This window comes from Bradyrhizobium sp. LTSP849 (assembly GCF_000938255.1).
Taxonomy (GTDB): domain Bacteria; phylum Pseudomonadota; class Alphaproteobacteria; order Rhizobiales; family Xanthobacteraceae; genus Bradyrhizobium.
The window spans coordinates 60,614-82,877 of sequence record NZ_JYMR01000013.1; the positions used below are offsets into that span (position 1 = coordinate 60,614).

20 protein-coding genes are annotated in these 22,264 nt (G+C 63.3%); 9 read left to right on the forward strand and 11 right to left on the reverse strand.

The features are described 5' to 3' along the window. Nucleotides 1-117: 117 nt before the first annotated feature. Together UB31_RS11245 and UB31_RS11250 are read left to right on the forward strand one after the other, a co-directional pair. On the forward strand, nt 118-873 hold the full coding sequence (locus UB31_RS11245) for a transglutaminase-like cysteine peptidase (protein ID WP_045010941.1): 756 nt from the start codon (nt 118-120) through the stop codon (nt 871-873). A 191-nt stretch (nt 874-1,064) separates the two neighbouring features. Beyond that, the gene (locus tag UB31_RS11250) at nt 1,065-2,189 is read left to right on the forward strand and encodes a lysozyme inhibitor LprI family protein (protein ID WP_045010942.1); all 1,125 of its coding nucleotides are present in this window, start codon (nt 1,065-1,067) and stop codon (nt 2,187-2,189) included. Nucleotides 2,190-2,363: 174 nt separating this feature from the next. Here the strand turns inward: UB31_RS11250 and UB31_RS11255 are convergent, their stop codons facing one another. The 6 genes from UB31_RS11255 to UB31_RS11280 form a co-directional block, all read right to left on the reverse strand. Then, nucleotides 2,364-3,563 (reverse strand): ABC transporter substrate-binding protein, encoded by a 1,200-nt coding sequence (locus UB31_RS11255; protein WP_045005596.1) that lies wholly within the window; start codon nt 3,561-3,563, stop codon nt 2,364-2,366. A 75-nt stretch (nt 3,564-3,638) separates the two neighbouring features. Further along, on the reverse strand, nt 3,639-5,477 hold the full coding sequence (locus UB31_RS11260) for an AMP-dependent synthetase/ligase (protein WP_045010943.1): 1,839 nt from the start codon (nt 5,475-5,477) through the stop codon (nt 3,639-3,641). Between the two features lie 91 nt (nt 5,478-5,568). Further along, nucleotides 5,569-6,357: an ABC transporter ATP-binding protein gene (locus UB31_RS11265; RefSeq protein ID WP_045010944.1), complete on the reverse strand. Its 789-nt coding sequence runs from the start codon at nt 6,355-6,357 to the stop codon at nt 5,569-5,571. A 4-nt stretch (nt 6,358-6,361) separates the two neighbouring features. Beyond that, nucleotides 6,362-7,120, reverse strand: a complete 759-nt coding sequence (locus tag UB31_RS11270) for an ABC transporter ATP-binding protein (RefSeq protein ID WP_045010945.1) — start codon at nt 7,118-7,120, stop codon at nt 6,362-6,364. Continuing rightward, nucleotides 7,117-8,268 (reverse strand): branched-chain amino acid ABC transporter permease, encoded by a 1,152-nt coding sequence (locus UB31_RS11275; RefSeq protein WP_045010946.1) that lies wholly within the window; start codon nt 8,266-8,268, stop codon nt 7,117-7,119. Before UB31_RS11275 ends, UB31_RS11270 begins: the two co-directional genes overlap by 4 nt. A 5-nt stretch (nt 8,269-8,273) precedes the next feature. Beyond that, complete coding sequence (locus UB31_RS11280) at nt 8,274-9,149, reverse strand: branched-chain amino acid ABC transporter permease (RefSeq protein ID WP_045005604.1); 876 nt, start codon at nt 9,147-9,149, stop codon at nt 8,274-8,276. A 263-nt stretch (nt 9,150-9,412) separates the two neighbouring features. Between UB31_RS11280 and UB31_RS11285 the strand changes: the two genes are divergently transcribed. From UB31_RS11285 to UB31_RS11305, 4 genes are all read left to right on the forward strand, one after another. Next, nucleotides 9,413-10,162, forward strand: a complete 750-nt coding sequence (locus tag UB31_RS11285) for an ABC transporter ATP-binding protein (RefSeq protein ID WP_045010980.1) — start codon at nt 9,413-9,415, stop codon at nt 10,160-10,162. Further along, entirely contained in the window at nt 10,159-11,685 is a 1,527-nt protein-coding gene (locus tag UB31_RS11290; RefSeq protein WP_045010947.1) for a hypothetical protein, read from the forward strand. Before UB31_RS11285 ends, UB31_RS11290 begins: the two co-directional genes overlap by 4 nt. A 400-nt stretch (nt 11,686-12,085) precedes the next feature. Further along, a complete protein-coding gene (locus UB31_RS11300; protein ID WP_045010949.1) occupies nt 12,086-12,898 on the forward strand; it encodes an MBL fold metallo-hydrolase in 813 nt (270 codons plus the stop codon). 126 nt (nt 12,899-13,024) lie between these two features. Then, nucleotides 13,025-14,077, forward strand: a complete 1,053-nt coding sequence (locus UB31_RS11305; RefSeq protein ID WP_045010950.1) for an amidohydrolase family protein — start codon at nt 13,025-13,027, stop codon at nt 14,075-14,077. Nucleotides 14,078-14,150: 73 nt separating this feature from the next. Here UB31_RS11305 and UB31_RS11310 read toward each other — a convergent pair whose 3' ends face one another. After that, nucleotides 14,151-14,606 carry a cupin domain-containing protein gene (locus UB31_RS11310; protein ID WP_045010951.1) on the reverse strand — a complete coding sequence of 152 codons (456 nt, stop codon included), beginning with the start codon at nt 14,604-14,606 and terminating at the stop codon, nt 14,151-14,153. A gap of 236 nt (nt 14,607-14,842) precedes the next feature. On the opposite strand from UB31_RS11310, the gene UB31_RS11315 reads away from it, so the two are divergent. Further along, nucleotides 14,843-15,397 (forward strand): hypothetical protein, encoded by a 555-nt coding sequence (locus UB31_RS11315; RefSeq protein WP_045010952.1) that lies wholly within the window; start codon nt 14,843-14,845, stop codon nt 15,395-15,397. Between the two features lie 67 nt (nt 15,398-15,464). Here the strand turns inward: UB31_RS11315 and UB31_RS11320 are convergent, their stop codons facing one another. Both UB31_RS11320 and pcaB read right to left on the reverse strand, forming a co-directional pair. Then, on the reverse strand, nt 15,465-16,721 hold the full coding sequence (locus tag UB31_RS11320; protein WP_045005617.1) for an aminopeptidase: 1,257 nt from the start codon (nt 16,719-16,721) through the stop codon (nt 15,465-15,467). Between the two features lie 113 nt (nt 16,722-16,834). After that, the gene (gene pcaB, locus UB31_RS11325; RefSeq protein WP_045010953.1) at nt 16,835-18,196 is read right to left on the reverse strand and encodes a 3-carboxy-cis,cis-muconate cycloisomerase; all 1,362 of its coding nucleotides are present in this window, start codon (nt 18,194-18,196) and stop codon (nt 16,835-16,837) included. A 450-nt stretch (nt 18,197-18,646) separates the two neighbouring features. Here pcaB and UB31_RS11330 point away from each other — a divergent pair, with 450 nt between their 5' ends. Beyond that, nucleotides 18,647-19,048, forward strand: coding sequence for a BA14K family protein (locus tag UB31_RS11330; RefSeq protein ID WP_045005619.1), 402 nt, complete (start codon nt 18,647-18,649; stop codon nt 19,046-19,048). 219 nt (nt 19,049-19,267) lie between these two features. Beyond that, nucleotides 19,268-20,824: a winged helix-turn-helix domain-containing protein gene (locus UB31_RS11335; RefSeq protein ID WP_045010954.1), complete on the forward strand. Its 1,557-nt coding sequence runs from the start codon at nt 19,268-19,270 to the stop codon at nt 20,822-20,824. Between the two features lie 53 nt (nt 20,825-20,877). On the opposite strand, the gene UB31_RS11340 is transcribed toward UB31_RS11335, so the two are convergent. Both UB31_RS11340 and mddA read right to left on the reverse strand, forming a co-directional pair. Further along, nucleotides 20,878-21,300 (reverse strand): GFA family protein, encoded by a 423-nt coding sequence (locus tag UB31_RS11340; RefSeq protein WP_045010955.1) that lies wholly within the window; start codon nt 21,298-21,300, stop codon nt 20,878-20,880. Between the two features lie 77 nt (nt 21,301-21,377). Further along, nucleotides 21,378-22,166, reverse strand: a complete 789-nt coding sequence (gene mddA / locus UB31_RS11345; protein ID WP_045005624.1) for a methanethiol S-methyltransferase — start codon at nt 22,164-22,166, stop codon at nt 21,378-21,380. Nucleotides 22,167-22,264 lie beyond the last annotated feature (98 nt).

Here is a 22,264-nt window from a genome sequence, read left to right on the forward strand (position 1 = left end):
CCTGCCGGGCGCGTTAAGCAGAACAAAACGGCCCGTCTCGCACTATCTCCGCGAAAGCAACAAAGCCCGGCACGTACAGGTCGAGGGGGACCTGGCGAAGCCGGAAGGGGATGTCAGATGGAGACCGCTACTCACAGGCGCGCCTGGCGCGCAATCGTTGTTCTGTGCGGATTGATCCTGTTCGGATCGGCCGCCGATCTTCGTGCCGGCACGCTGCTGTCGCCGGGACCCGGCATCCTCGTGCGCAAATCCGCCGAGCCGTTCGGCGTGTTCGCCTTCGCCATTTCGACCGGCAGCCTGCGGCAGAAATGGTTCGCGCTGAAGGACAAGCTCGACGACGACATGGTGCAGCTCGCGCTGTGCGACGGCGACCGCGACAATTGCGCGTCGCCGGCGGCGATCAAGCTGCTCGCCATTGTCGACCAGGCCCGCACCCGCGACGGCCGCGCACGGCTGGGCGAGACCAACCGCGCCATCAATCTCGCCATCCGCGCCGCCAATGACGGTGCCGACGACGTCTGGAGCTCGCCGCTTGCGACCTTCCAGCGCGGCGCCGGTGACTGCGAGGATTACGCCATCGCCAAGCTGGCCGCGCTGCGGCTCGCAGGCGTCGCGACCGACGACCTCCGCCTCGTGGTGGTTCGCGACGCTCCCACCGGCGAAGAGCATGCGGTCGTCGCAGCAAAGCTCGACGGCCACTGGCTGATGCTTGACAACCGCCGCATGGCGATGGTCGAGGATGAGAACGCGCGCGGCTACCAGCCGTTGTTCGTGCTCTACCAGTCCGCCGTGCTGAAATATGTCGGGGAGCCCGTGCAGTTCTCCGGGCTGGACAGCCCGCGCCTGTCGCTGGTCACGGCGGAGATGCGCTGAATTATCTTCTAGCCTTGTAGCCCGGATGGAGCGCAGCGAAATCCGGGGTCTCTCGCGTCTTGCACGAGTCCCGGATTGCGCTCCGCTCCATCCGGGCTACGGCCCTCACATAAACCGCACCGCCACAAGTCCATTCCTTCATGCCGTCTGAAACTGCTAGCATGGCTCCAACCATGCTGGGGACGACTGGAATGCGGTTGATCGTGCTGTCTGTGCTTGCGCTGCTGGCTTGGCCTGCGGCACTGGCTTCCGCCCAATCCGCCACGCCCGACCGCTCCATCGCCGACAAGCTGCCGCTGTTTGCCAAGAACAATTGCCAGCAGAACCGCGACCCCGCCAACCAAATGTTCTGCAGCGATGCCGAGCTTGGCACTGCCGCCGAGAAGCTGAGCGCGGCGATCGAGGCGCGGCTTGCCCGCCTGCCCGATCGCCTGCCCGCGATCGAGGAGAATGCGATCTGGATCCGGCAGCGCAGCCTCGGCTGCGGAATCATCGGCCAGGCCGCGATCCGCTATGACGACGTCGACCAGATCAAGGCCTGCCTGCTCAAGGTGACCGAGGAGCGCGCCGCGATCCTGCGCGATGCCGATTTCGACTGCCTCGCAGCCAACACCGCGGCCGGCGCGCTGATCTGCGCAGACCCGTCGCTGGCGCTTGCCGAGACCGAGCTGAACAGCCTGGTGCTCGGCCTGATCGGCAAGCTGGACCCGACCGCGGCACGCTTTGCCTACGCCGAATACGGACGATGGACCCGGGAGCGCGATCGCAAATGCAATCTGGTCGGCAAGGAGAATGTGCCGCTTGCCGAGCTTGAGTCCGCGGAAGGCTGTCTCGCCGACTATCTGAAGCGCCGGACCGACGAGATCGCCACCGCCAAGGGCGATCCGAAGAAAGTGTTCGGCCGCCAGGTCGCGGCCAAATTGCCCGACACCGACGCGGTCGACTTCTGCGCCGCGCGGATTCATGCGGCCAATTCCTGCGGCAATTTCGTCCGCATCAACCGCGTCTACGCGCTCGGCAGCCAGGTCAGTGAGCAGGAGGCGCAGGTCACCGGCGAGATCGAGATGGTCGTGCTGGCGCCCTTCACCGCCTGTAGCAAGGTCGCCTCCACCTGCACCGGCACCTGCTGGGATCTCAGGACGGGTCGTCCGCAGCCGGCAACCGGCGGCAGAGAGCGATCCGGTGACGCCTTCAACGTCACGCGCCGGCTCAGGATCGAGCGGACCTTCGCCTTCGTCAAAGCCAATGACGGCTGGCGATGCCGGGAGGACGAGCTCGCGCCGGTGAGCTCGGGCACGTCGGGCGGGGGATCGTAGCCTCTTTCTTCCTTCTCCCCTTGCGGGAGAAGGTGGCGCGAAGCGCCGGATGAGGGGTGCTCTCCACTCGTAAGACCGTTCGTGAGGATAGAGACCCCTCACCCGTCTCGTCGCTGCGCGACGAGCCACCCTCTCCCACAAGGGGCGAGGGTGCACTGCTCGTGCGGCGAGAGATCAAAACATCAGATTGTCCTTCACCAGCACCCAGCGGCCGCCTTTGACCTGCTGCACCTGGGTGATGGTGTTGGCGAGGTGGTCGGTCTTGGAGAACTTCGTCGGCGGCGAGTTGAAGATGTCGAGGAATTTTTCGCCCGACTCCAACGAATCCAGCATCTTCTGTCCGGTCAAATCCTTGCCCGCCTTGTCCGCATAGAACGCGAATGTCGTCACCGCGTTGTAGCCGATGATGGCCTGCGTATTGGCGTCGGTGCCGAACATCTTCTTGTAGTTGATGAGCCAGTCGTGGACCTTGCCCTTGGCGGTGTCCTCATAGGGAATCTCGAAGCCCGACGCCGCATAGAGCCCTTCGACCGCCTCCTTGCCCAGCGTCGGCACTTCCAGGACGTTGGTCGGGGTGGCGCCGAGGAAGGTGACGTCCCAGCCGAGCTTCTTCGCTTCCGTCATCGCGCCAATGGTCTCGCGGATCACGGTGCCGAGCACGACGAGGTCGCAGCCGTCGGACTTCATCTTGGCGACCTGCGCACTGAAATCGGAGGCGCCGCGCTTGTAGCTCGTCACCGAGGCCGGCTGCACCTTCATCGCAACCAATTGCTGATTGAAGCCGTCCAGCACGTTCTTTCCGTACTCGTCGTCCTGATGCATGATGCAGGGCTTCTGGAAGCCCTTCCACTCGATCATGTATTTCAGCGCTGCGCGCGTGCTCTCGACGTAGGGCAGCAGGTTGTTGAACTTCAGCCGCTCCTGCGGCTTGGCCGGATCGAACTTGAAGGTGAACTCGGCGGCCGTGAGCGGAAACAGCTGGAGCACACCGGCTTCGAACAGGATGTCCTGCGCGGCAAGCGTCGGCGCCGATCCCATCGAGCCGATCATCACAAAGATCTTGTCGCGCTCGACCATCTTCTGCGAGGCCAGCACGCCCTTCTTCGGATCGTAGCCGTTGTCTTCCAGGATCATCCTGATCTTGCGCCCCTGGATGCCGCCGGCGGCGTTGATCTCCTCGACCGCCATCTTCATGCCGTTGGAGACCGGCACGCCCCAGACCTTGATCGGACCCGACAGATCCTGATGGGTGCCGATGACGATCTCGCCCGCCGAGATGCCTTCATTGGTGACCTTGGTTTGCGCCGCGGCCGGCAGACAGGTGAGCGCCACCGCGCCCATCGCAAGGCCGAACGCTCTCAACGATCTCGACATTGACGTCTCCTCCTTGGGCCCGTGTTGTACAAAGGGCGAGGGCCATCGCTCCTTCGCTGTTTTTTCAAACGAGATTCAGGCAACCGCCCGCGCGTGATACATCGCATCGATTTCCGCGGCATAACGCTTGTTCACGAAATTGCGCTTCAGCTTCATGGTCGGTGTCAGCTCCTCATCCTCCGGCGTGAGCTGGCGCTCGATCAGGTAAAACTTCTTGATGGTCTCGACGCGGGCGAAATTGCCGTTGACCGTTTCGATCTCGCGCCAGATCAGATCCTGGATCTCCATGGCCCGGCACAGGCTGGCGTAATTGGTGAAGGGGATGTCGTGGTCCTGGGCGAACTTCTCGACGTTCTCCTGGTCGATCATCACGAGACAGGTGAGATAGGGCCGCTTGTCGCCGATCACCACGGCGTCCGAAATGTAGGGCGAGAATTTGAGCTGGTTCTCGATCTCCGACGGCGTGATGTTCTTGCCGCCGGAGGTGATGATGATGTCCTTCATCCGATCGGTGATCTTGACGAAGCCCTCGTTGTCGATGGTGCCGACATCGCCGGTGCGCAGCCAGCCGCGCGGGTCGATGGTCTCCGCCGTCTTCTCCGGCTGGTTCAGATAGCCCATGAACAGGAAGTCGCCCTTGATCAGGATCTCGCCGTCGGGCGAGAGCGCGACCTCGCCCCAGGGCACGGCCGTGCCGACCGAACCGAGCTTGATGCGCTCCGCAGGCATCATGGTGGCGACGCCGCAATTCTCGGTCTGACCGTAGACCTCATGGATGTCGATGCCGAGCGCGAGATACCAGCGGATCAAATCCGGCGCGATCGGCGCTGCGCCCGTGAAGGCGATGCGGCAGCGGTCGAGCCCGATCATGCGGCGGATGTTGCGGAATGCGAGCCGATAAGCGATGCGGCTGGCGATGCGCAGCGACAGCGGCGGCGTCTTGCCTTCGATCCGGCAATCGACCATGCGGTAACCGATGCCAATCGCATGGCGGTAGACCCATTGCTGCAACGGCGTCGCGTCCTTCAGCGCGATGGTGATGGCGGAATAGAATTTTTCCCAGATGCGCGGCACCGCGAAGAAGACGGTCGGCTGCACCTCGCGTAGATTATCCGGCACGGTTTCCGGGCTCTCGGCGAAATTCATCACCGAGCCCAGCGCGACCGAGATGTAGTAGCCGGCGACCCGCTCGGCGACGTGGCAGAGTGGCAGGAAGATCAACCGGTCCTCGTCCTCTCGCGCCGAAATGAAATCGTTGGCGTGCCGCATCTGGTGCGTGACGCTGCGGTTGGCATGCATGGCCCCCTTGGGCGGCCCGGTGGTGCCGGAGGTGTAGACGAGCACGGCGAGATCGCCGGCGCTGCGGCTGTCGATCATCTCCTGCCACAGCGTCTCGCGCCCGACCATGTGGTTGCGACCTAGCGCGCGAAACTCGTCGAGCGACATCACCATGTCGTCGGAGAAGTCGCTGAGGCCCTCCATGTCGAACACGATGATCCTTTGCAGGCTGGGGCAGCGCGCGCGGCAGGCCAGGAGCTTGTCGAGCTGCTCCTCGTCCTCGGCGAAGATCACCTGCGTCGCGGAATCATTGAGGAGATATTCGACCTGCGCCGCGGCATCGGTCGGATAGATGCCGGAAGAGACGCCGCCGGCGCACAGGATGCCCATGTCGGCATAGACCCATTCGGGCACGGCGTTGGCGACGATCGAGGCGACATCGCCGGGCCTGAATCCGATCGCATGGAGGGCGTAGGCGATCTCCCTTGAGATTTGCAGCCATTCGCGCCAGTTCGTCGGTTGCCAGATGCCGAATTTCTTCTCGCGGATCGCAGGCCTGTCCCCACGCACCTCCGCTGCGCGTAGAAAACTCCTCGCGATCGTATCGGCGACCGTCAGCACCGCCGGTCGGGCCATGCGCGTTTCCTCCTTGTCGCTTTCCCTCCGCTGCCTGCCTTGCCGGCGGTCTATTGCGGATGAGCAGGTTCATCTAACGCCAAATCTTCTCCTAACGCCAAGTCTTCTTCTTTTTCCAGCGCCGCTCGCCTCGCGCGCCCTGTTCCTTGGCACCAAGGTAGAATTCCTGGATGTCCTGGGAATGCATCAAGCGGTCGCAGCTGTCGTTCATCACGACACGGCCGATTTCCAGCACGTAGCCGTAGTGCGCCGTCTCCAGCGCCACCCTGGCGTTCTGCTCGACCAGCAGGATCGACATGCCCTGCTCCTCGTTGACGCGGCGGATGATGGTGAAAATCTCCTTCACCAGGATCGGCGACAGGCCGAGCGAGGGCTCGTCGAGCAGCAGCAGCGTCGGCCGGTTCATCAGCGCGCGTCCGATCGCGAGCATCTGCTGCTCGCCGCCGGAGAGCTGGCCTGCCGGCTGGTTGAGGCGCTCCTTCAACCGCGGGAAGTAGCCGTACACGCGCTCGATGTCCTCTGCGACGCCGTCGCGATCCCGGCGCGGATAGGCGCCCATCATCAGGTTCTCGCGCACCGAGAGGAACGGGAATACTTCGCGCCCCTCCGGCACATGACTCAAGCCGAGACGCACGATCTTGTCGGCCTCCATGCGCTGGATCGGCTTGCCCATGAATTCGATCGAGCCCTTCTGCGGATCGAGAATACCCGAGATGGTCTTCAGCACGGTCGTCTTGCCCGCGCCGTTGGCGCCCAGCAGCGTAACAATGCGGCCGCGCGGCACTTCCAGCGAAATGCCGCGGATCGCCATGATCGGCCCGTAATAGCTCTCGATATTGGAAAGCCTCAGGATGATGTCCGATGTCACCGCGGCATCCATTGCGTCAGGCTCCCAGATACGCGGCGACGACGTCGGGGTGCTGCTGCACATCAGTGGGCGAGCCCATCGCCAGCACGCGGCCATAGTTCAGCGCGATGACGCGATCGGAGACGCGGTTGACCAGCGACATGTCGTGCTCGACCATCAGCACGGTGACGCCGAGCTCGCTCTTCATGTCGCGGATCCAGAACGACATGTCGTCGGTCTCCTCGACATTGAGACCTGAGGAGGGCTCATCGAGCAGGATCAGCTTTGGCTCCGAGCACAGCGCGCGTGCCAGCTCGATCACCTTGCGCACGCCGTAGGGCAGGCCCGAGATCAGCTTGTCGCGATAGGGCTCGAGATCCAGGAACTCGATGACCTGCTCGACCCGACGGCGATGCAGCTTCTCGTTGGCGCGCACGCTCGGCAGGAACAGGAGCTCCTGCCAGAGCTGCGTGGTGGAATGGCGGTGACGCCCGACCAGCAGGTTCGACAGCACGGTCGCATTCTCGAACAACTCGATATTCTGGAAGGTGCGGGCGATGCCAAGCCTTGCGATATCGTAGGGCGGCTGCTCCGTGATGTCCTGGTCCTCGAAGAAGATACGGCCCGAGGTCGGCCGGTAGATCCGCGAGATCAAATTGAAGATCGAGCTCTTGCCGGCGCCGTTCGGCCCGATGATCGAGAGGATCTCGCCCTTCTCGACCGCGAACGACACCGCATCGACGGCCTTGAGCCCGCCGAAATGCAGCGACAAATTCTCGGCGCGGAAATAGCTCATCGGTTGCGCTCCGACTTCACATAGATCTTCTGCCGCTTGAAGGTGGCGCGCTTGTAGAGCGGGAACAGCTGGAAGAAGAGTTTTATCTTGAGCCAGCGCCCATAGAGCCCGAGCGGCTCAAACAGCACGAACAGCACGATGATGATGCCGTAGATCGCCCCCTTCAGCCCGTTCAGCGAGGCGAACGCGGCGACCTTGGACTGGACGTTCGCCGCGCCTTGCGTGCCGGCCCCGAACGTCGCGGCAATGCCGGCGATGATGCCGGGCATGTCGTCCTTCAAATAAGTCAGGAACGGGTCGATCATCACGATGAAGATCGCGCCCAGCACGGCGCCGTGCAGGCTGAAGGTGCCGCCGATCAGGATCACGATGATGAATTCGATCGAGAGCTGCAGCGTGAACATCTCCGGCGAGATGAAGGAGAGCTTGTGCGCGAACAGCACCCCGGCAAAGCCGGTGATCGCCGCCGAGATCGCAAAGGACTTCACCTTGTACAGCGCAACGTTGATGCCCATGCTGCGTGCCGCCGTCTCGCTATCGCGGATCGCGACGAAGGCGCGGCCTGTCGGCGAACGCAGCAGATTGAGCGTGCCGACGATGGTCAGCACCAGCACGGCAAGGCAAAGGAAATAGAAGGTCGGGCTGTCGCGTGGCACCGTCACGCCGAGCAGCGACGGCGCCTTGATCCGCATGCCCTCATTGCCGTTGGTGACGCTCTCCCAGCGCGCCAGGATCTCCTCGACGATGAAGGCAAACGAGATGGTCGCGATGACGAGATAGATGCCCTGGAGCCGTAGCGCGGGAAAGCCGACCAACGCGCCGATCAGGCCGGTCAGCGCGCCGGCAGCGAGGAAGTAGATTGGAAAGGGGACGTTGTATTTCTGCAAATAGGCGGCGGTGTAGGCGCCGATCGCAAGGAACGCCGCGTGCCCGAGCGAGGCTTGCCCGGTAAAGCCGGTCAGGATCAACAGCGCCACGCCGACGGTCGCATAGATGCAGACGAAGACGAGCTGGCTCATCAGATAGCTGGAGAGCACGTAAGGCGCGACCAGCAGCACGGCGAGCAGCAGACCGTATGAGACCAAATAGCCCGAATGCGGAAACAGCCTGATGTCGTCCTCATAGTCGGTCTTGAACAGGAAGCGCATGGCGTTCAGACCTTCTTGCGGACGTGAAGACCGAACAGGCCTTCGGGCTTGAGCAAGAGCACCGCGAGCAGCACGATATAAGGCGCGACGTCCTTCCAGCCCTCCGGCAGATAGAAGCCGGCCATGCTCTCGATCACGCCGATCAGCACGCCGCCGACGACCGCACCGGGGATCGAGCCGAAGCCGCCGAGCACGGCGGCGGGAAACGCCTTCAGCCCGAGCACGAGGCCGACATTGGAGTGGATGAAGGTGATCGGCGCGAGCAGCACGCCGGCGCAGGTCGCGACCGCCGCGCTGATCGCCCAGACGATCGACACCACGCGCTTGACCGGAATGCCCATGTAGTAGGCCGCCAGCATGTTCTCGGAACTGGCGCGCATCGCGGTACCGAGCATGGTCTTGTTGAAGAAGAGATAGAGCAGCGCGCACAGGATGATTGTCGCCGCGATCACCGAGAGCTTGTCATGGGCGAGCACCAGCGAACCGATGCGCAGCACGCCCTGGCTGAACGGCGTGTCGATCTTGAAATCGTCGGTGCCCCAGATCATGCCGGCGACCGAGCGCAGGAAATAGCCGAGGCCGATCGTGGCCATGATGATGGAGAATTGCGGATAGCCGAGGATCGGCCGCACCACGATCCGCTCGGCCAGCATGCCGAACAGCGCCATCGCAGCCACCGCGCCGGCAAAGCCGACCCAGTAGTTCAGGCCCATCATGCCGATAAAGGTGAAGGCGAAGAAGCCGCCCAGCATCATCAGATCGCCCTGGGCGAAATTGACGACCTCGGTGGCCTTGTAGACAAGCACGAATCCGAGCGCGATCAGGCCGTAGACGCAGCCGAGCGCAACACCGCTGACCAGCTGCTGAACGAAATCCAGCATCGCCGCGCTTCCTCCCGATGCAACCAGCGGTTCTTTTTGACCGCCTTGCCGCATCTTGTGTCCAGCCGCTACGCAGTCGTTTCGCCGCGTGAGCGCCATTTGTCCCGGCGTCAATTCAGCCTGAACCGCCAAGCGCTGTCAACAAACGGTGACTTGCCTTTAGTCCAAGGCGGATGCCGGAATTTGTGGCAGCGCGATTCACCGTGCCGAAACATCTTCGGGTCATGGTCGCGAGCAATGCAAAACCGGATGGTGTGGCCGTCATGAAGCCCGACAGCTCGGCGCTCGAAGTTTTGGGGTTAACGAAGCGTTTTGACCGTTTGGCGGTCGATAGCCTCGATCTCACCATTCACGCCGGTGAATTCTATGCCCTCGTCGGCCCCAACGGCGCCGGCAAGACCACCACCCTGCGCATGGTTGCCGGCCTGCTCAGGCCCGATGCCGGGGGCGTTTCGATCTTCGGCATCGATGCGCTCGAAAATCCCGTCGCCGCCAAGCAGGTGATGGCGTGGGTCTCCGACGAGCCCATGATCTATGACAAGCTGACGCCGCTCGAATATCTCGAATTCGTCGCCGGCCTCTGGGGCATCGCGCCATCGGTCTCCGAACCGGTCGCTCAGGAACTGTTGAGCTCGCTCGGCCTCGAACCGCACCGGCGCGAACGCTGCGAAGGTTTCTCCAAGGGTATGCGTCAGAAAGTGGCGCTGGCCGGCGCGCTGGTGCACGATCCCCGCCTCATCATCCTCGACGAGCCGCTGACCGGGTTAGACGCCGTTTCCGCCCGCCATGTGAAGGGCCTCCTGAGCGAGCGGGTCCGTGCCGGCTGTACCGTTATCATGACCACACATATTCTGGAGGTGGCCGAACGCATGGCCGACCGCATCGGCGTGATCGCGTCGGGACGTCTTGTCGCCGAAGGCACGCTGACCGAGCTGCGCCAGCAGAACGGCCATGCCGACACCAGCCTGGAAGATCTCTTCATCGCGCTGGTGACGCTCCAGGAAGCCGCATGAGCTCGGCGACGGCGCTTTCGTGGTTTGCCCGCCACGAACTCCGGCTCGCCTGGCGCGAATGGTTGGCGATGATGACCGGCGGCCGGCGACGGCGGACGCGTGTCGCGGTCATCGGCCTGCTGCTGTTCGCGGCACTCCTGCACGTGCCGGCCTGGGCGGTGATCGGCCGCTTTGCCGATCTGCAGCTACCGCTCGACAAATCCTCATTGATCGTGATCTCGGCGACGATCTTCCTCGCCTGGACGCTGATGCTGTCGCAGGCGATCGAGTCGGTGACGCGGGTGTTTTACGCCCGCGCCGATCTCGACCTCATCATGTCGTCGCCGGCGCCACTGGCCAATCTGTTCTCGGTGCGCATCGCAGCAATCGCGCTGACGGTCACAACGATGGCGCTGCTGTTCTCAACGCCCTTCATCGACGTGCTTGTGATCGGCGGCGGGCCGCGCTGGCTGGCAGCCTTCGGCGTGGTCGTCGCGATGGGCCTGTCGGCAGCGGCGATCGCGATTGCCGTCACCATCCTGTTGTTTCGCCTGATCGGTCCGGCACGGACGCGCTTCGTGGCCCAGATCTTGGCCGCGATCATCGGCGCCGGCTTCGTGATCGCACTCCAGGTCGCGGCGATCATCTCCTATGGTACGCTGTCGCGCTTCACCATCCTGACCTCCGGTGCCTTTGCCGAACACGCCCCCGATGTCGACAGCATCTGGTGGTGGCCCGCGCGGGCGACGATGGGTGACAGCGAGGCGCTGCTGCTTCTGCTGGCGCTCGGGCTGGTGCTGCTCGGAAGCGTGATGGCGATCTTCTCAGGCCGCTTCGCCGACACTGCGATCGAAGCAGCCGCCTACGGCAAGTCAGGGCGCCGGATCACGAAGGAGCGCCCGTTCCGCGGCGGATCACGGCAGCAGGCGCTACGGCGCAAGGAATTTACGCTGCTGTGGCGCGATCCCTGGCTGATCTCGCAGACCCTGATGCAGCTGCTCTATCTGGTGCCACCGGCGCTGCTGCTCTGGCGCAGCTTTGCCGACAGCTCCGCGGCGCTGACTCTGATCACGCCGGTCATCGTCATGGCCGCGGGACAGCTTGCGGGCGGACTCGCCTGGCTGACCATCTCGGGCGAGGACGCGCCCGACCTGGTCGCGACCGCACCGCTGACGCCCTCCGGTATCATCCGCGCCAAGATCGAGGTGGTGCTCATCGCGATCGCCGTCATCTTCTGCCCGCTGGTCGCGGTGCTGGCATTCGCCTCGCCGGCCCAGGCCGCGATCACCGCGGCCGCGGTCATCATCAGCGCGGCCTCCGCCACCGCGATCCAGCTCTGGTTCCGCGTTCAGGCCCGCCGCAGCCAATTCCGCCGCCGCCAGACCTCCTCGCGGCTTGCGACCTTCGCCGAGGCCTTCTCCTCGATCGGCTGGGCCGCCACTGCCGCGCTGCTCCTCGCACTCCCGATCGCCGGCCTCATCAGCGGCTTGATCACTGCGGGCCTGGTTGCGATTACATGGAAATTCAGCCCGCGCAGGGAGTGAGGGGCGACGTTTATTTACCCCTTTAAGGCGAGTGCATTCTGCCTTATTGATGGGCAATGCAAACATTCAAGGTGGCCGCTGACGGACAAGTGACGCTGACCGCCGAGTTGCTTGAGCACCTTGGTGTGCAGCCGGGCGATAGGCTCGTTGCAAGTGAACTTCCGAATGGAAGCGTCGAATTGAGAGCAGCCCCAAGGGGCAAGATTTCAGACGCTTTTGGCTTCTTGCACACGCAGAGGCAGGGCCCTCCTCTCTCGATCGAGGAGATCAATGAAATTATAGCTGCGGGATGGGCGGGCGAGCGGTAGACCTGCGGCACTGACGCGCTGTTGATCCTGATCTGTTGGCGATGTGCTGCATTGCACGTTAGACTTTCCCGAGCGTCATCGGGGACGGATCTATGTGGCGACTTGTTTCGGCGGTTCTGGCGCTGTTCGGCGCAACTCTCTCCCCTGCCCTCGCCCAGCAGCCTCAGCGCAGCGAATGCCTGGCGATGGCGAACGCCGCGCCCCGCGCGATGCCGGTCGCCTTCCGGCAGGCGGCAACCTCGGCCGAGGTCGAGATCACCTATGCCGGTCATTCCACCTATTTCATCGACACGCCGGGCGGGGTGCGCATCGCGACCGATTATAGCGGCGCCTATCAGATCGGCCGACTGCCCGACGTCGTCACCATGAACCGGGCCCACAGCACCCACTACTCGCTAAATCCCGACAAGCGCATTCCTCATGTGCTGCATGGCTGGGGCGAGGACGGCAAGCCGGCGGTGGTCTCGGAACGCATCGGCGACACCTTGATCCGCAACGTCACGACCGACATACGCCGCTATTTCGGCGATGATTCCGGCACCGACATGATCCGCGACGGCAACTCGATCTTCATCTTCGAGGTCGCGGGCCTCTGCATCGGCCATCTCGGCCATCTCCACCACAAGCTCGACGACAGCCATTTCGCGCAGATCGGGCGGCTCGACATCGTGATGGTGCCGATCGACGGCACCTACACCATGTCGCTCGACGGCGTCTCGGAGATCACCAAGCGGCTGCGCGCCTCGGTGGTGCTGCCGATGCACCGCTTCGCCACCCCGCTCGACGAGTTCATGCGCCTGATCGGTCAGCAGTTCGAGATCGACCGCCGTACCGAGCGTTCCTTGCGGATCTCGCGGGATACGTTGCCGTCGACGCCGACTGTGATCATCCTCGACGGAGTCTGACGCCCAGGAACTGGCAACCGCGCCCGCTGTGCTCGCACCGATGGGCGCGGTTGCGCGGCACGCGCTGCTGCGTACGCAGACAAGGTGCTAGGCTTCCTCCACAAAACATGAGGGGAGCGAACGCCAATGGCTGCAAGTGGTCTACCCGCCAACACGAGCGGGCTTTTCGTCGACCCGCGCGAGGACTGGCTCGCGCTGCATCAGGAGGAGATCATCGATCCCTTGCGGCCGATCGTCGATCCCCATCACCATCTCTGGAATCGCGGCCATCGCTATCTGATCGAGGAGATGGCGGCCGATATCGCCTCCGGCCACAACATCATCGCCACCGTCTATGTCGACTGCCGCTCGATGTACCGCGCACATGGGCCCGAGGCGTTCCGGCCGGTGGGCGAGGTCGAGTTCGCCAACGGCGTCGCTGCGATGAGCGCGAGCGGTGCTTACGGCACGGCCGCGATCTGCGCCGGCATCGTCAGCCATGTGAACCTCTTGCTCGGCGATGCGGCCAAGCCGGTGCTGGAGGCGGAGATCGCCGCCGGCAACGGCCGCTTCCGCGGCATAAGGCATTCCTCGGCCTGGGATGAAGATCCCGCCGTCGCCGGCATGTATGCGAACAGGCCGAAGGGGCTTTTGCAGGATCCGACTTTCCGCAAGGGCTTTGCCTGCCTCGCGCCGCTTGGCCTGAGCTTCGATGCCTGGCTGTTTCATCCGCAGATCGGCGAGCTGACCGAACTTGCGCGTGCCTTCCCCGACACCAAAATCGTGCTCGACCATTGCGGCGGACCGGCTGGCGTTGGCCGGTTCGCGGGGCGGCGCGAGGAGGTGTTTCCGCAATGGCGCGCCTCGATCCGCGAGATCGCGACATGCGAGAATGTGGTGGTCAAGCTCGGCGGGCTCGCGATGTGCCTGCTCGGCTATGACTTCCATCTGCGCGCGAGGCCGCCATCATCCGAGGAGCTTGCCGCCGCCTGGCGACCCTATATCGAGACCTGCATCGAGGCGTTCGGGCCAAAGCGCGCGATGTTCGAGAGCAATTTTCCGCCGGACAAGGGCCAGTGCAGCTATCAGGTGATCTTCAACGCCTTCAAGCGCATTGCAGCGCCCTTGAGCGAGCCTGAGAAGACCGCGCTGTTCTCGCAGACAGCGACGGATGTCTACCGGCTTGAACTGCCGTCATGACGCGAAAGAGGGGCCGGGATGTTGGTCCCGTCCCCTCCTCCGTCGTGGCCGCTGGGAAGCGTCCTTGAAAAGGCTAGTTGGCACCCATCAGCGTCGCGGGGCGGCGCTCGCCGGGCGAGAGGAACATCCGCTTGAGCTTGTTGACGACGCGGACCATGAAGCCGATCAGCGCCGGGTTGGTCTTGCGGCAGAAGGCGATCTTCTTGACGTGGCCCTCGACATGCCATTTGGCGTGCGCGCCGTCGCGGAAGAAGATCACGTCGCCGACGCCGTAGCGCTTCGGCGGCATGTCGTCGCTCTCGAGCACGATCGATCCTTCCAGGATCATGATGGTCTCGTCGAAATCGTAGTACCAATTGAAGCGGCCTTCGGTGCAGGACCAGATGATGGTCGAGGAGGTGCCGTCGGCGCTGGTCGACAGGATGTGCGAACGCGACACCGGGTTACCCTCGATGATCCAGGCCGGCTCAATTGGCCGCAGTTCCAGATCCACATTGCAACTACCGATTTCAATCAACGCGCGCGACATCTGTTTCCCCAGGGGATAGAATAAGTATGCCCGGGGCGGACCCGGATTGTTTCAAAAGGTGTTGGGAACGCTAGTAGCCGGCTTTTAATTCTTTCTTACGCAGGCCCCGACAATCAGCCGCAAGTTGCATGCGCGAAGGGCCTAACGCCGCGATTTGCCTGCAAATTCGCGCATATGAACCCATCTTTTCCTGGGTGCGACAAAATGCGCGACACCACCAGGAAGGAGCCACGCCGATGCCCCTCAGCCCGGAGAGCCTGAGCGCCAACAGCGAGGTCGTCACACGGCTTGGGACCTTCGATGTCGCCTTCGAGCCGGACGAAGAGCCCTGGTTCACCATCGACGGCATCGAAAGTCCCCGGCAGATCGGCAGCGACGGCTCCGGCGGCGCCTTCGTGCTGCTGCCGTCCCAGGAAGTGCTCTACGTCTCATCCGAAGGCCGCGCCGGGATCATCGCCGACAGTTTCGAGGCGTTCGTCCAGCTCGTCGTCGCCCGCCCCTATTGGCTGGACATCCTCAAATTCTCCGCCGGCGGCGACCTCGCGGAGATGCGGCGCGCGGCCCACGCGCTGGAGACCACGCTCGATGATAAGGATGAGGTCAACGAGGCCCGCGCGGACATGCGCCGAGCGCTCGACCTGCCGCAACCGGATGATCCGGTTGGTGCGCTTTACGAGGCGGTCGCGGCTTCCGACGCCATCGTACGGACCACCGACGGCAGTCCGTTCACGACGCTATTCAACCGCTTCAGCATCGACAGCAATCCGATGCTGCGCAACGCGGCGGCGTGAGGGGAAGTCTTAAATTTGCGCATGATCTAGTCCGAAAACCGGTTCCCACTTTTCGGGATCATGCGCGTTACTTCGCCCACTCGCCCTTGCGGAACACCGGCTCCTTGCTGCCGTCGGCCAGGATGCCGTCGATATCGGTCTCGGCCGAGCCGATCATCCAGTCGATATGGATCAGGCTCTGGTTGCCGCCTTGCGCCGCGATCTGCTGCGGGGTGAGCTGCGCGCCGTTGACGAAGCATTTCGAATAGCACTGGCCGAGCGCGATGTGAGACGCCGCGTTCTCGTCGAACAGCGTGTTGTAGAACAACAGCCCGCTCTGCGAGATCGGCGAGGAATGCGGCACCAGCGCCACTTCGCCGAGCCGGCGCGACCCTTCGTCGGTGTCGAGCACCTTGTTCAGCACCTCTTCGCCGCGGGAGGCCTTGGCGTCGACGATCCGGCCATCCTCGAAGCGCACCGCGATGTTGTCGATCAGCGTGCCCTGGTAGGACAGCGGCTTCGAGCTCACGACATGGCCTTCGACGCGCCGGCAATGCGGCGTGGTGAAGACCTCTTCGGTCGGGATATTGGCGTTGCAGCTGATGCCGTTCTTGGACAACGAGGCGCCGCCCTCCCATTCATGGCCGTCAGCGAGCCCGATGGTGAGATTGGTGCCCGGGCCGGTGTAATGCAGGGCGCGGAAGCGCTTGCCGTTCAGCCAATTGGTTCGCTCGCGCAGCACCGCATTGTGGCTGGCCCAATTGGCCGGCGCGTCCTCGCGATCGACGCGGGACGCCGCAAAGATCGCGTCCGCGAGCTTGCCGATCGCAACGTCTTCGGGATCGTCAGGAAACACCAACTTGGCCCAGGCCGCGCTCGGATAGGCAATGATGTTCCAGTTGGTGTCGAAATTGACGATCTTTTCCAGCGCCGGCTGATAGGCCATGGAATTGGCCTTGCTGGCGCGCGCGACCTTGGAAGCATCTTCACCCGACAGCAGCATCGGATTGTCGCCGACGATGGCGAGACGCGCGGTGTTGTTCGAGAACGCTTTGGCCATGCCCTCGTAGAGCCAGTTGGCGGCGCGATCAAAACTGTTGTCGTGGCCGTGGCGATAGCGCGCCAGCGTCATCTCCTCGTCGGAGAGAATCGGCGTCACGATGCCCGCACCCGCCTTGTAGGCATGCACGGCGATTCGCCGCACCAGCGGCAGCGCGATCGCCGGCGCCGTCAAAAGAAGGTCCTGTCCCGGCCGCAAGCCCAATCCCACCTTCACCGCCACCTCGGCCAGCCGGTCGAGTTTCACGGGATCGATGGGCGTGGCGGAATTGCGGTGATCAGTCATGCGGGGTCCTCTGCCGAACGTCTGTGATTCAATCTAAGTCTAGCATCACGAGACACAAGTGCGCGAGCGTCTTGGGGCCAGCGAAAGATACGCAGTTTCACGCATCTTGGTTTTCAACGCGTTGCCGATTTCAGCACCCGGTCGACCATGGCGGGCGCAAGGCCAAGGTAATTTTTCGGTGAAGTCAGCGCCTCGATGCTTGCGCGGTCGATTTGGGCCGTGACGCGCGGATCGGCCGACAGCGCATCCGCCAGCGTCAAACCCTTCTCGTTGGCGAGCCGGCAGGCGTCATAGACGACGTCATGCGCCTCCTGGCGCCCGATCTGTGGCGCGAGCCCCATCATGACCGCTTCGGCCACAATCAGACCGCGACTAAGGGCGAGATTGTCGTTCATCTTGGTCTCGTCCACGATGAGGCCCCCAAGCGCGAACTTGGCCTGGTGCAGGGAGCCTGCGGTCAGCACGAAACTCTCGGGGATCGCGATCCATTCGGCGTGCCACGGACCGGTGGCACGCTCGAAATCCTGCACCATCGCATCCAGCATCAGCCCCGCGTGCTGGCGCACCGCCTTGGAGGCCGCGAGCATCAGCTCCGAGGAGATCGGGTTGCGCTTCTGCGGCATGGTCGAGGAGGCGCCGCGGCCCTTGACGAAGGGCTCGTAGACCTCGGCGAATTCGGTCGAGGCCATGATCATGATGTCGAGCGCGATCTTGCCGAGCGAGCCCGTGACGAGCGCGAGGAAGTTCACGGCTTCGGCAAAGCCGTCGCGCGCGACGTGCCAGGTCGAGGCGGGAACACCGAGCTTCAGCTCGGCGCAGAGCGCTTCCTGCACCTCAAAACCTTTGTTGCCGAGGGAGGCCAGCGTGCCGGCGGCGCCGGCGAACTGGCCGACCAGCACGCGCGGCTTCAATTGCGCGAGACGCTCGGCGTGGCGATCGAACATCGCAAGCCAGATCGCGGTCTTGTAGCCGAACGTCACCGGCAGCGCCTGCTGGAGATGGGTGCGGCCGGCCATTGGCGTGTCGCGATGGCGCTCGGAGAGGTCAGCAAGGATTTTACGCAGCTCGGCGATGTCGCGTTCGATGATCTCGAAGGCGGCGCGCAGTTGCAGGACCACGGCGGTGTCCATGATGTCCTGCGTCGTTGCGCCCCAATGCACGTAGCGGCCCGCCTCACCGCATTGCTTCACCATCTGATGCACCAGCGGCAGGATCGGATAGCCGACGATGTCAGTCTCCTGCCGCAACAGCTCGAAATCGAGCGCGGCGACATTCGTCCGCGCCGCGATCGCGTCGGCGGCCTCCTGCGGGATCACGCCGCATCGTGCTTCCGCCTTGGCCAGCGCCACCTCGACCTCAGCATAACGTGCCACCAGCGCGACGTCGGAGAACACCTCCCGCATCTGCGGCGTGCCGAAGGCGTCGCGGAAGAGGATGGAATCGAGCACGGTGGTCGAAGCGGGAAAGGCGGTCATGGGCGTTTCTTTATGGCTGGCGTTTCGTGTGGAGCCAGCTTACGCAGGCCGCGGTGTTCGGCAATGGACATTCACAGTTCGTCACACATTCAGTGTCGTCCTGGCGAAAGCCAGGACCCATTATCTCAGGTAGAAGTTTGGCGAAGACTCGATGCTCGGTACTGCTACCGTCCCTCAATCGATAGATTCCGCGGTATGGGTCCTGGCTTTCGCCAGGACGACGTAGGAGGAGATTGCGTGCTACTGCCTCAACGCCGTCATTGCGAGGAGCTCTTGCGGCGAAGCAATCCAGACTGTCTCCGCGGAAAAATTCCGGATTGCTTCGCTGCGCTTCGCAATGACAGCGGCGCGAGTCTCCTTTCTGTCCAAATTTTAATTCAGCGCACTTCTCGAGTTGCACTATCACTTGGACTGCGGCGCGCAGAGCCGCCGCATGACGAGGAGACCACAATGTTGAAATCGTTTCGCTTCGTTGCTGGAGCTTGTCTGCTTGCGGGCCTGTCGGCAGCAACACTGACTGAAGCATCGGCGGCGCCGATCGGTCAGCCGCTCGCAATGACGCAGTCTGCGCCCAATCAGATCGAACAAGTGCGCTGGTACGGGCATCGTGGCTGGGGCGGCGGCGCGTTCGTCGGCGGCCTCGCAGCCGGCGCGATCATCGGCGGCGCGGTCGCTGCGCCCTACTATTACGGCTCACCTTATTATTACGGGCCGGGCTATCCGCCCCCGCCCGTCGCCTATGGACCGCCGCCGGAGGGCGACGTGCAGTACTGCATGCAGCGCTACAAGTCGTACAATCCGAACACCGGCATGTATCTCGGCAACGATGGTCGGCGCCATCCCTGCCCATGATGACTGTCACGGCATCCGGGTCACGCCCGGATGCCGCGACAATTTGACCGACACGCGCCACATTCTAATTCAGGTTGTATTCCTCCCCGCAAATGGCATAGCAGCCATCCTGCTGTTGCGATGAACCGGACCGACTTCCCGGCGGACTCACAGACTCGGTTCGAAATCCATTTTGATTTCATGATTGCCTGATGTCGTAGTGAGGTCTGAGTTTTCGACGTGCAGTTTTTGTTCCGGGATCACCTTCTCGATACCGACCGGCGCGAGCTGAGCCGCGAGCAGGTTCCTGTGTCCGTGGAACCGCAGGTTTTCGACCTGGTCGTGCACCTCATGGAAAATCGCGACCGGGTGGTCAGCAAGGACGAGCTGATCGACAAGATCTGGCACGGCCGCAGCGTTTCCGAATCCACCCTGACCAGCCGGATCAACGCGGCGCGCAAGGCGGTCGGCGATAATGGCGCGAACCAGGCAGTGATCCGCACCATCGCGCGCAAGGGTTTTCGCTTCGTCGGCAACGTCGAGACCAAGCTCGGTGCGGCGGCGGAACCGAGCCGCAGCGTCACTGCGCCGCAGGTCACGCTCGCGCTGCCCGACCGGCCCGCGATTGCCGTGCTGCCCTTCACCAATATGAGCGGCGACCGCGAGCAGGACTATTTCTCCGACGGGATCAGCGAGGACATCATCACCGCGCTGTCCAAGCTGCGCTGGTTCTTCGTCGTCGCGCGCAACTCCTCCTTCGTCTACAAGGGCCGCGCCGTGCACATCCACGAGATCGCGCGCGAACTCGGCGTGTGCTACGTGGTCGAAGGCAGCGTACGGCGGAGCGGCGATCGCGTGCGCATCTCCGCGCAGCTCAACGACGTCTCGACCGGCAGCCATCTCTGGGCAGAGCGCTACGACCGCGATCTCGCCGACATTTTTGCCGTGCAGGACGAGATCACCGAGGCAATCGTCGCCGCGATCGAGCCGCAGCTCTACGCTGCCGAGAATTTTCGCGCGCAGCAGAAACCGCCGGGCAGTCTGGACGCCTGGGGCCTCCTGATGCGCGCGCTGTCGCATTACTGGCGCATCACGCGCGAGGACAACGCAGTGGCACAAGCGCTGCTGGAAAAGGCGATCGCGATCGATCCCGCCTATGGCAAGGCGCTGGGCCTGCTCGCCACCAGCCATATCTTCGGCGCACATATGGGCTGGGCCGACATGGTCGCGACCGTCCCGGTTGCCGAACGCGCGGCGCTCGCGGCGGTGGAAGCCGATCGCGAGGATGCCTGGGCCCATTGCGGCCTCGGCTATACTTACCTGTTTCGCCGCCGCTTCGACGACGCGCTGGCGGAATTCGAACTGGCGCTGGAGCTCAATCCGAATTTCGCGATGGCGCACGCCTTTCTCGGCGTGACGCTGTGTTATGCGGGACGATGGCAGGATGGCGATGCCGCGGCGCGCCGCGCGCTGTGGCTCAGCCCGCGCGATCCGCTCGCGGCGATCTACTGTGGCGTCGCCGGCTATGCCCAGTTCATCGGTCACAATTACGAGGAAGCCATGCAGATGGCGCGCGAATCGATGCGTCAGCGCGGCGATTTCGTCGGCGCACATCGCGTGCTGACGGCGGCCGCCGGCATGCTGGGTGATCGCGCACTTGCCGCTTCCGCGCTGGAAGGCTTGCGCCGCGCCCAGCCCGGCGTCTCACTCGCCTGGATCATGCGCGAGCTGCCGATGCTGCGGGACGAGGATCGCGGGCATTATCTGGAAGGATTTAGGCGCGCGGGAATGAAATGAAAGCTTCCTCTCCCCGCTTGCGGGGAGAGGAAGAACTCCTACTCCTGTATCATCTACTCCTGCATCATTTCGCCACTACCGCCGAACTCGGCGGGAAAATCCTTCAGCTTGGGCAGGCCGTCGCGCATCGGCAGCACGGTCTCGGCATAGTTGACATGGACCCCGGGCGTGAAGGCGATGGTCGGGATGGTGGCGGTGAAAACGTCGATCAGATCGAGCGGCGGATGATTGGTCATGAGATGACCGCCGCACTTCCCGCAATATTTGCGCTGGCTCAGCGGCGTCTTGGCAAAGGTCTCGACGTGCTGGGCGCCTTCGGTGATGCGCACGGCTTCCGGCTTCCACAGGCTGAAGGCATTCACCGGCCCACCGGACCACGAGCGGCAGGAGCGGCAATGGCAATAGCCCATCGCCGCGGGTTCGCCCGTGACCTCGATCGTGACCGCGCCACAGAAGCAATTTCCGACATGTTTCATTTGGGTTTCTCCTGAATGGAAATGAAGTTCGGGAGCGCATCCTCCGTTCGGCGGACGCGCGCCGGGAGAGGCGACGCCTATACTGACCTGCGCCAGGGAATAAGCATCGACACACGTTGTTTGTACTGCCGGTATTCGTCGCCAAAGAGATCGACGAGGTCGCGCTCCTCCAGCGCGATGCCGAGCAGGATATAGATCGTGGTCACGGCCGCGAACAGCAGATGGCCTGCGGTCATGGTCGGTGCGGCCCAGAACGCGATGATGAAGCCGAGATAGATCGGATGCCGGACGAATTTGTAGAGCAGCGGCGTCTTGAAGCGCACCGGTGCCGCTTCCTTGCCGACCAGATGATTGGTGACCTGATGCAATCCGAACAATTCGAAATGGTTGATCATATAGGTCGAAGTGAACACCAGCACCCAGCCTGCCAAGGACAGCGTGACCAGCGTCACGGCGAGATCTGGATTCGCGACGTCCCATATAACTGACGGCAACGGACGCCACTGCCAGAACAGGAGCAGCAATGACAGGCTCGCGAACAGCACATAGGTCGAGCGCTCGACCGGCTTGGGGACGAATTGCGTCCACCACGCCTTGAAGCGTTGGCGCGCCATCACGCTGTGTTGAACCGCGAACAGCGCCATCAGGAGGAGATTGATGATGACGGCCTCAGCCGTCGGCGTGTCGGTTCCAGTGTCGATGGTCTTCGGCACCACGAGCCCCATGACGAAGCCGATGGCGTAGAGAATGGTAACGAAAAACACGAGATATGCCGCAATTCCGTACAGAAAGGCGATGAACTTGAAAACTTTCGAGCCCGAGACTTCGGGCCCCAAGGAATCAACATGATGATCAATTTGGGTCATAAACAGCTCCGTTGTGCCAAAACGTCGGCACTTCATTGGTCGCTGCACCATGCCGCATCGGACGTCCCCTGACTTTCGCAGACGGTTGATTTTCGCCT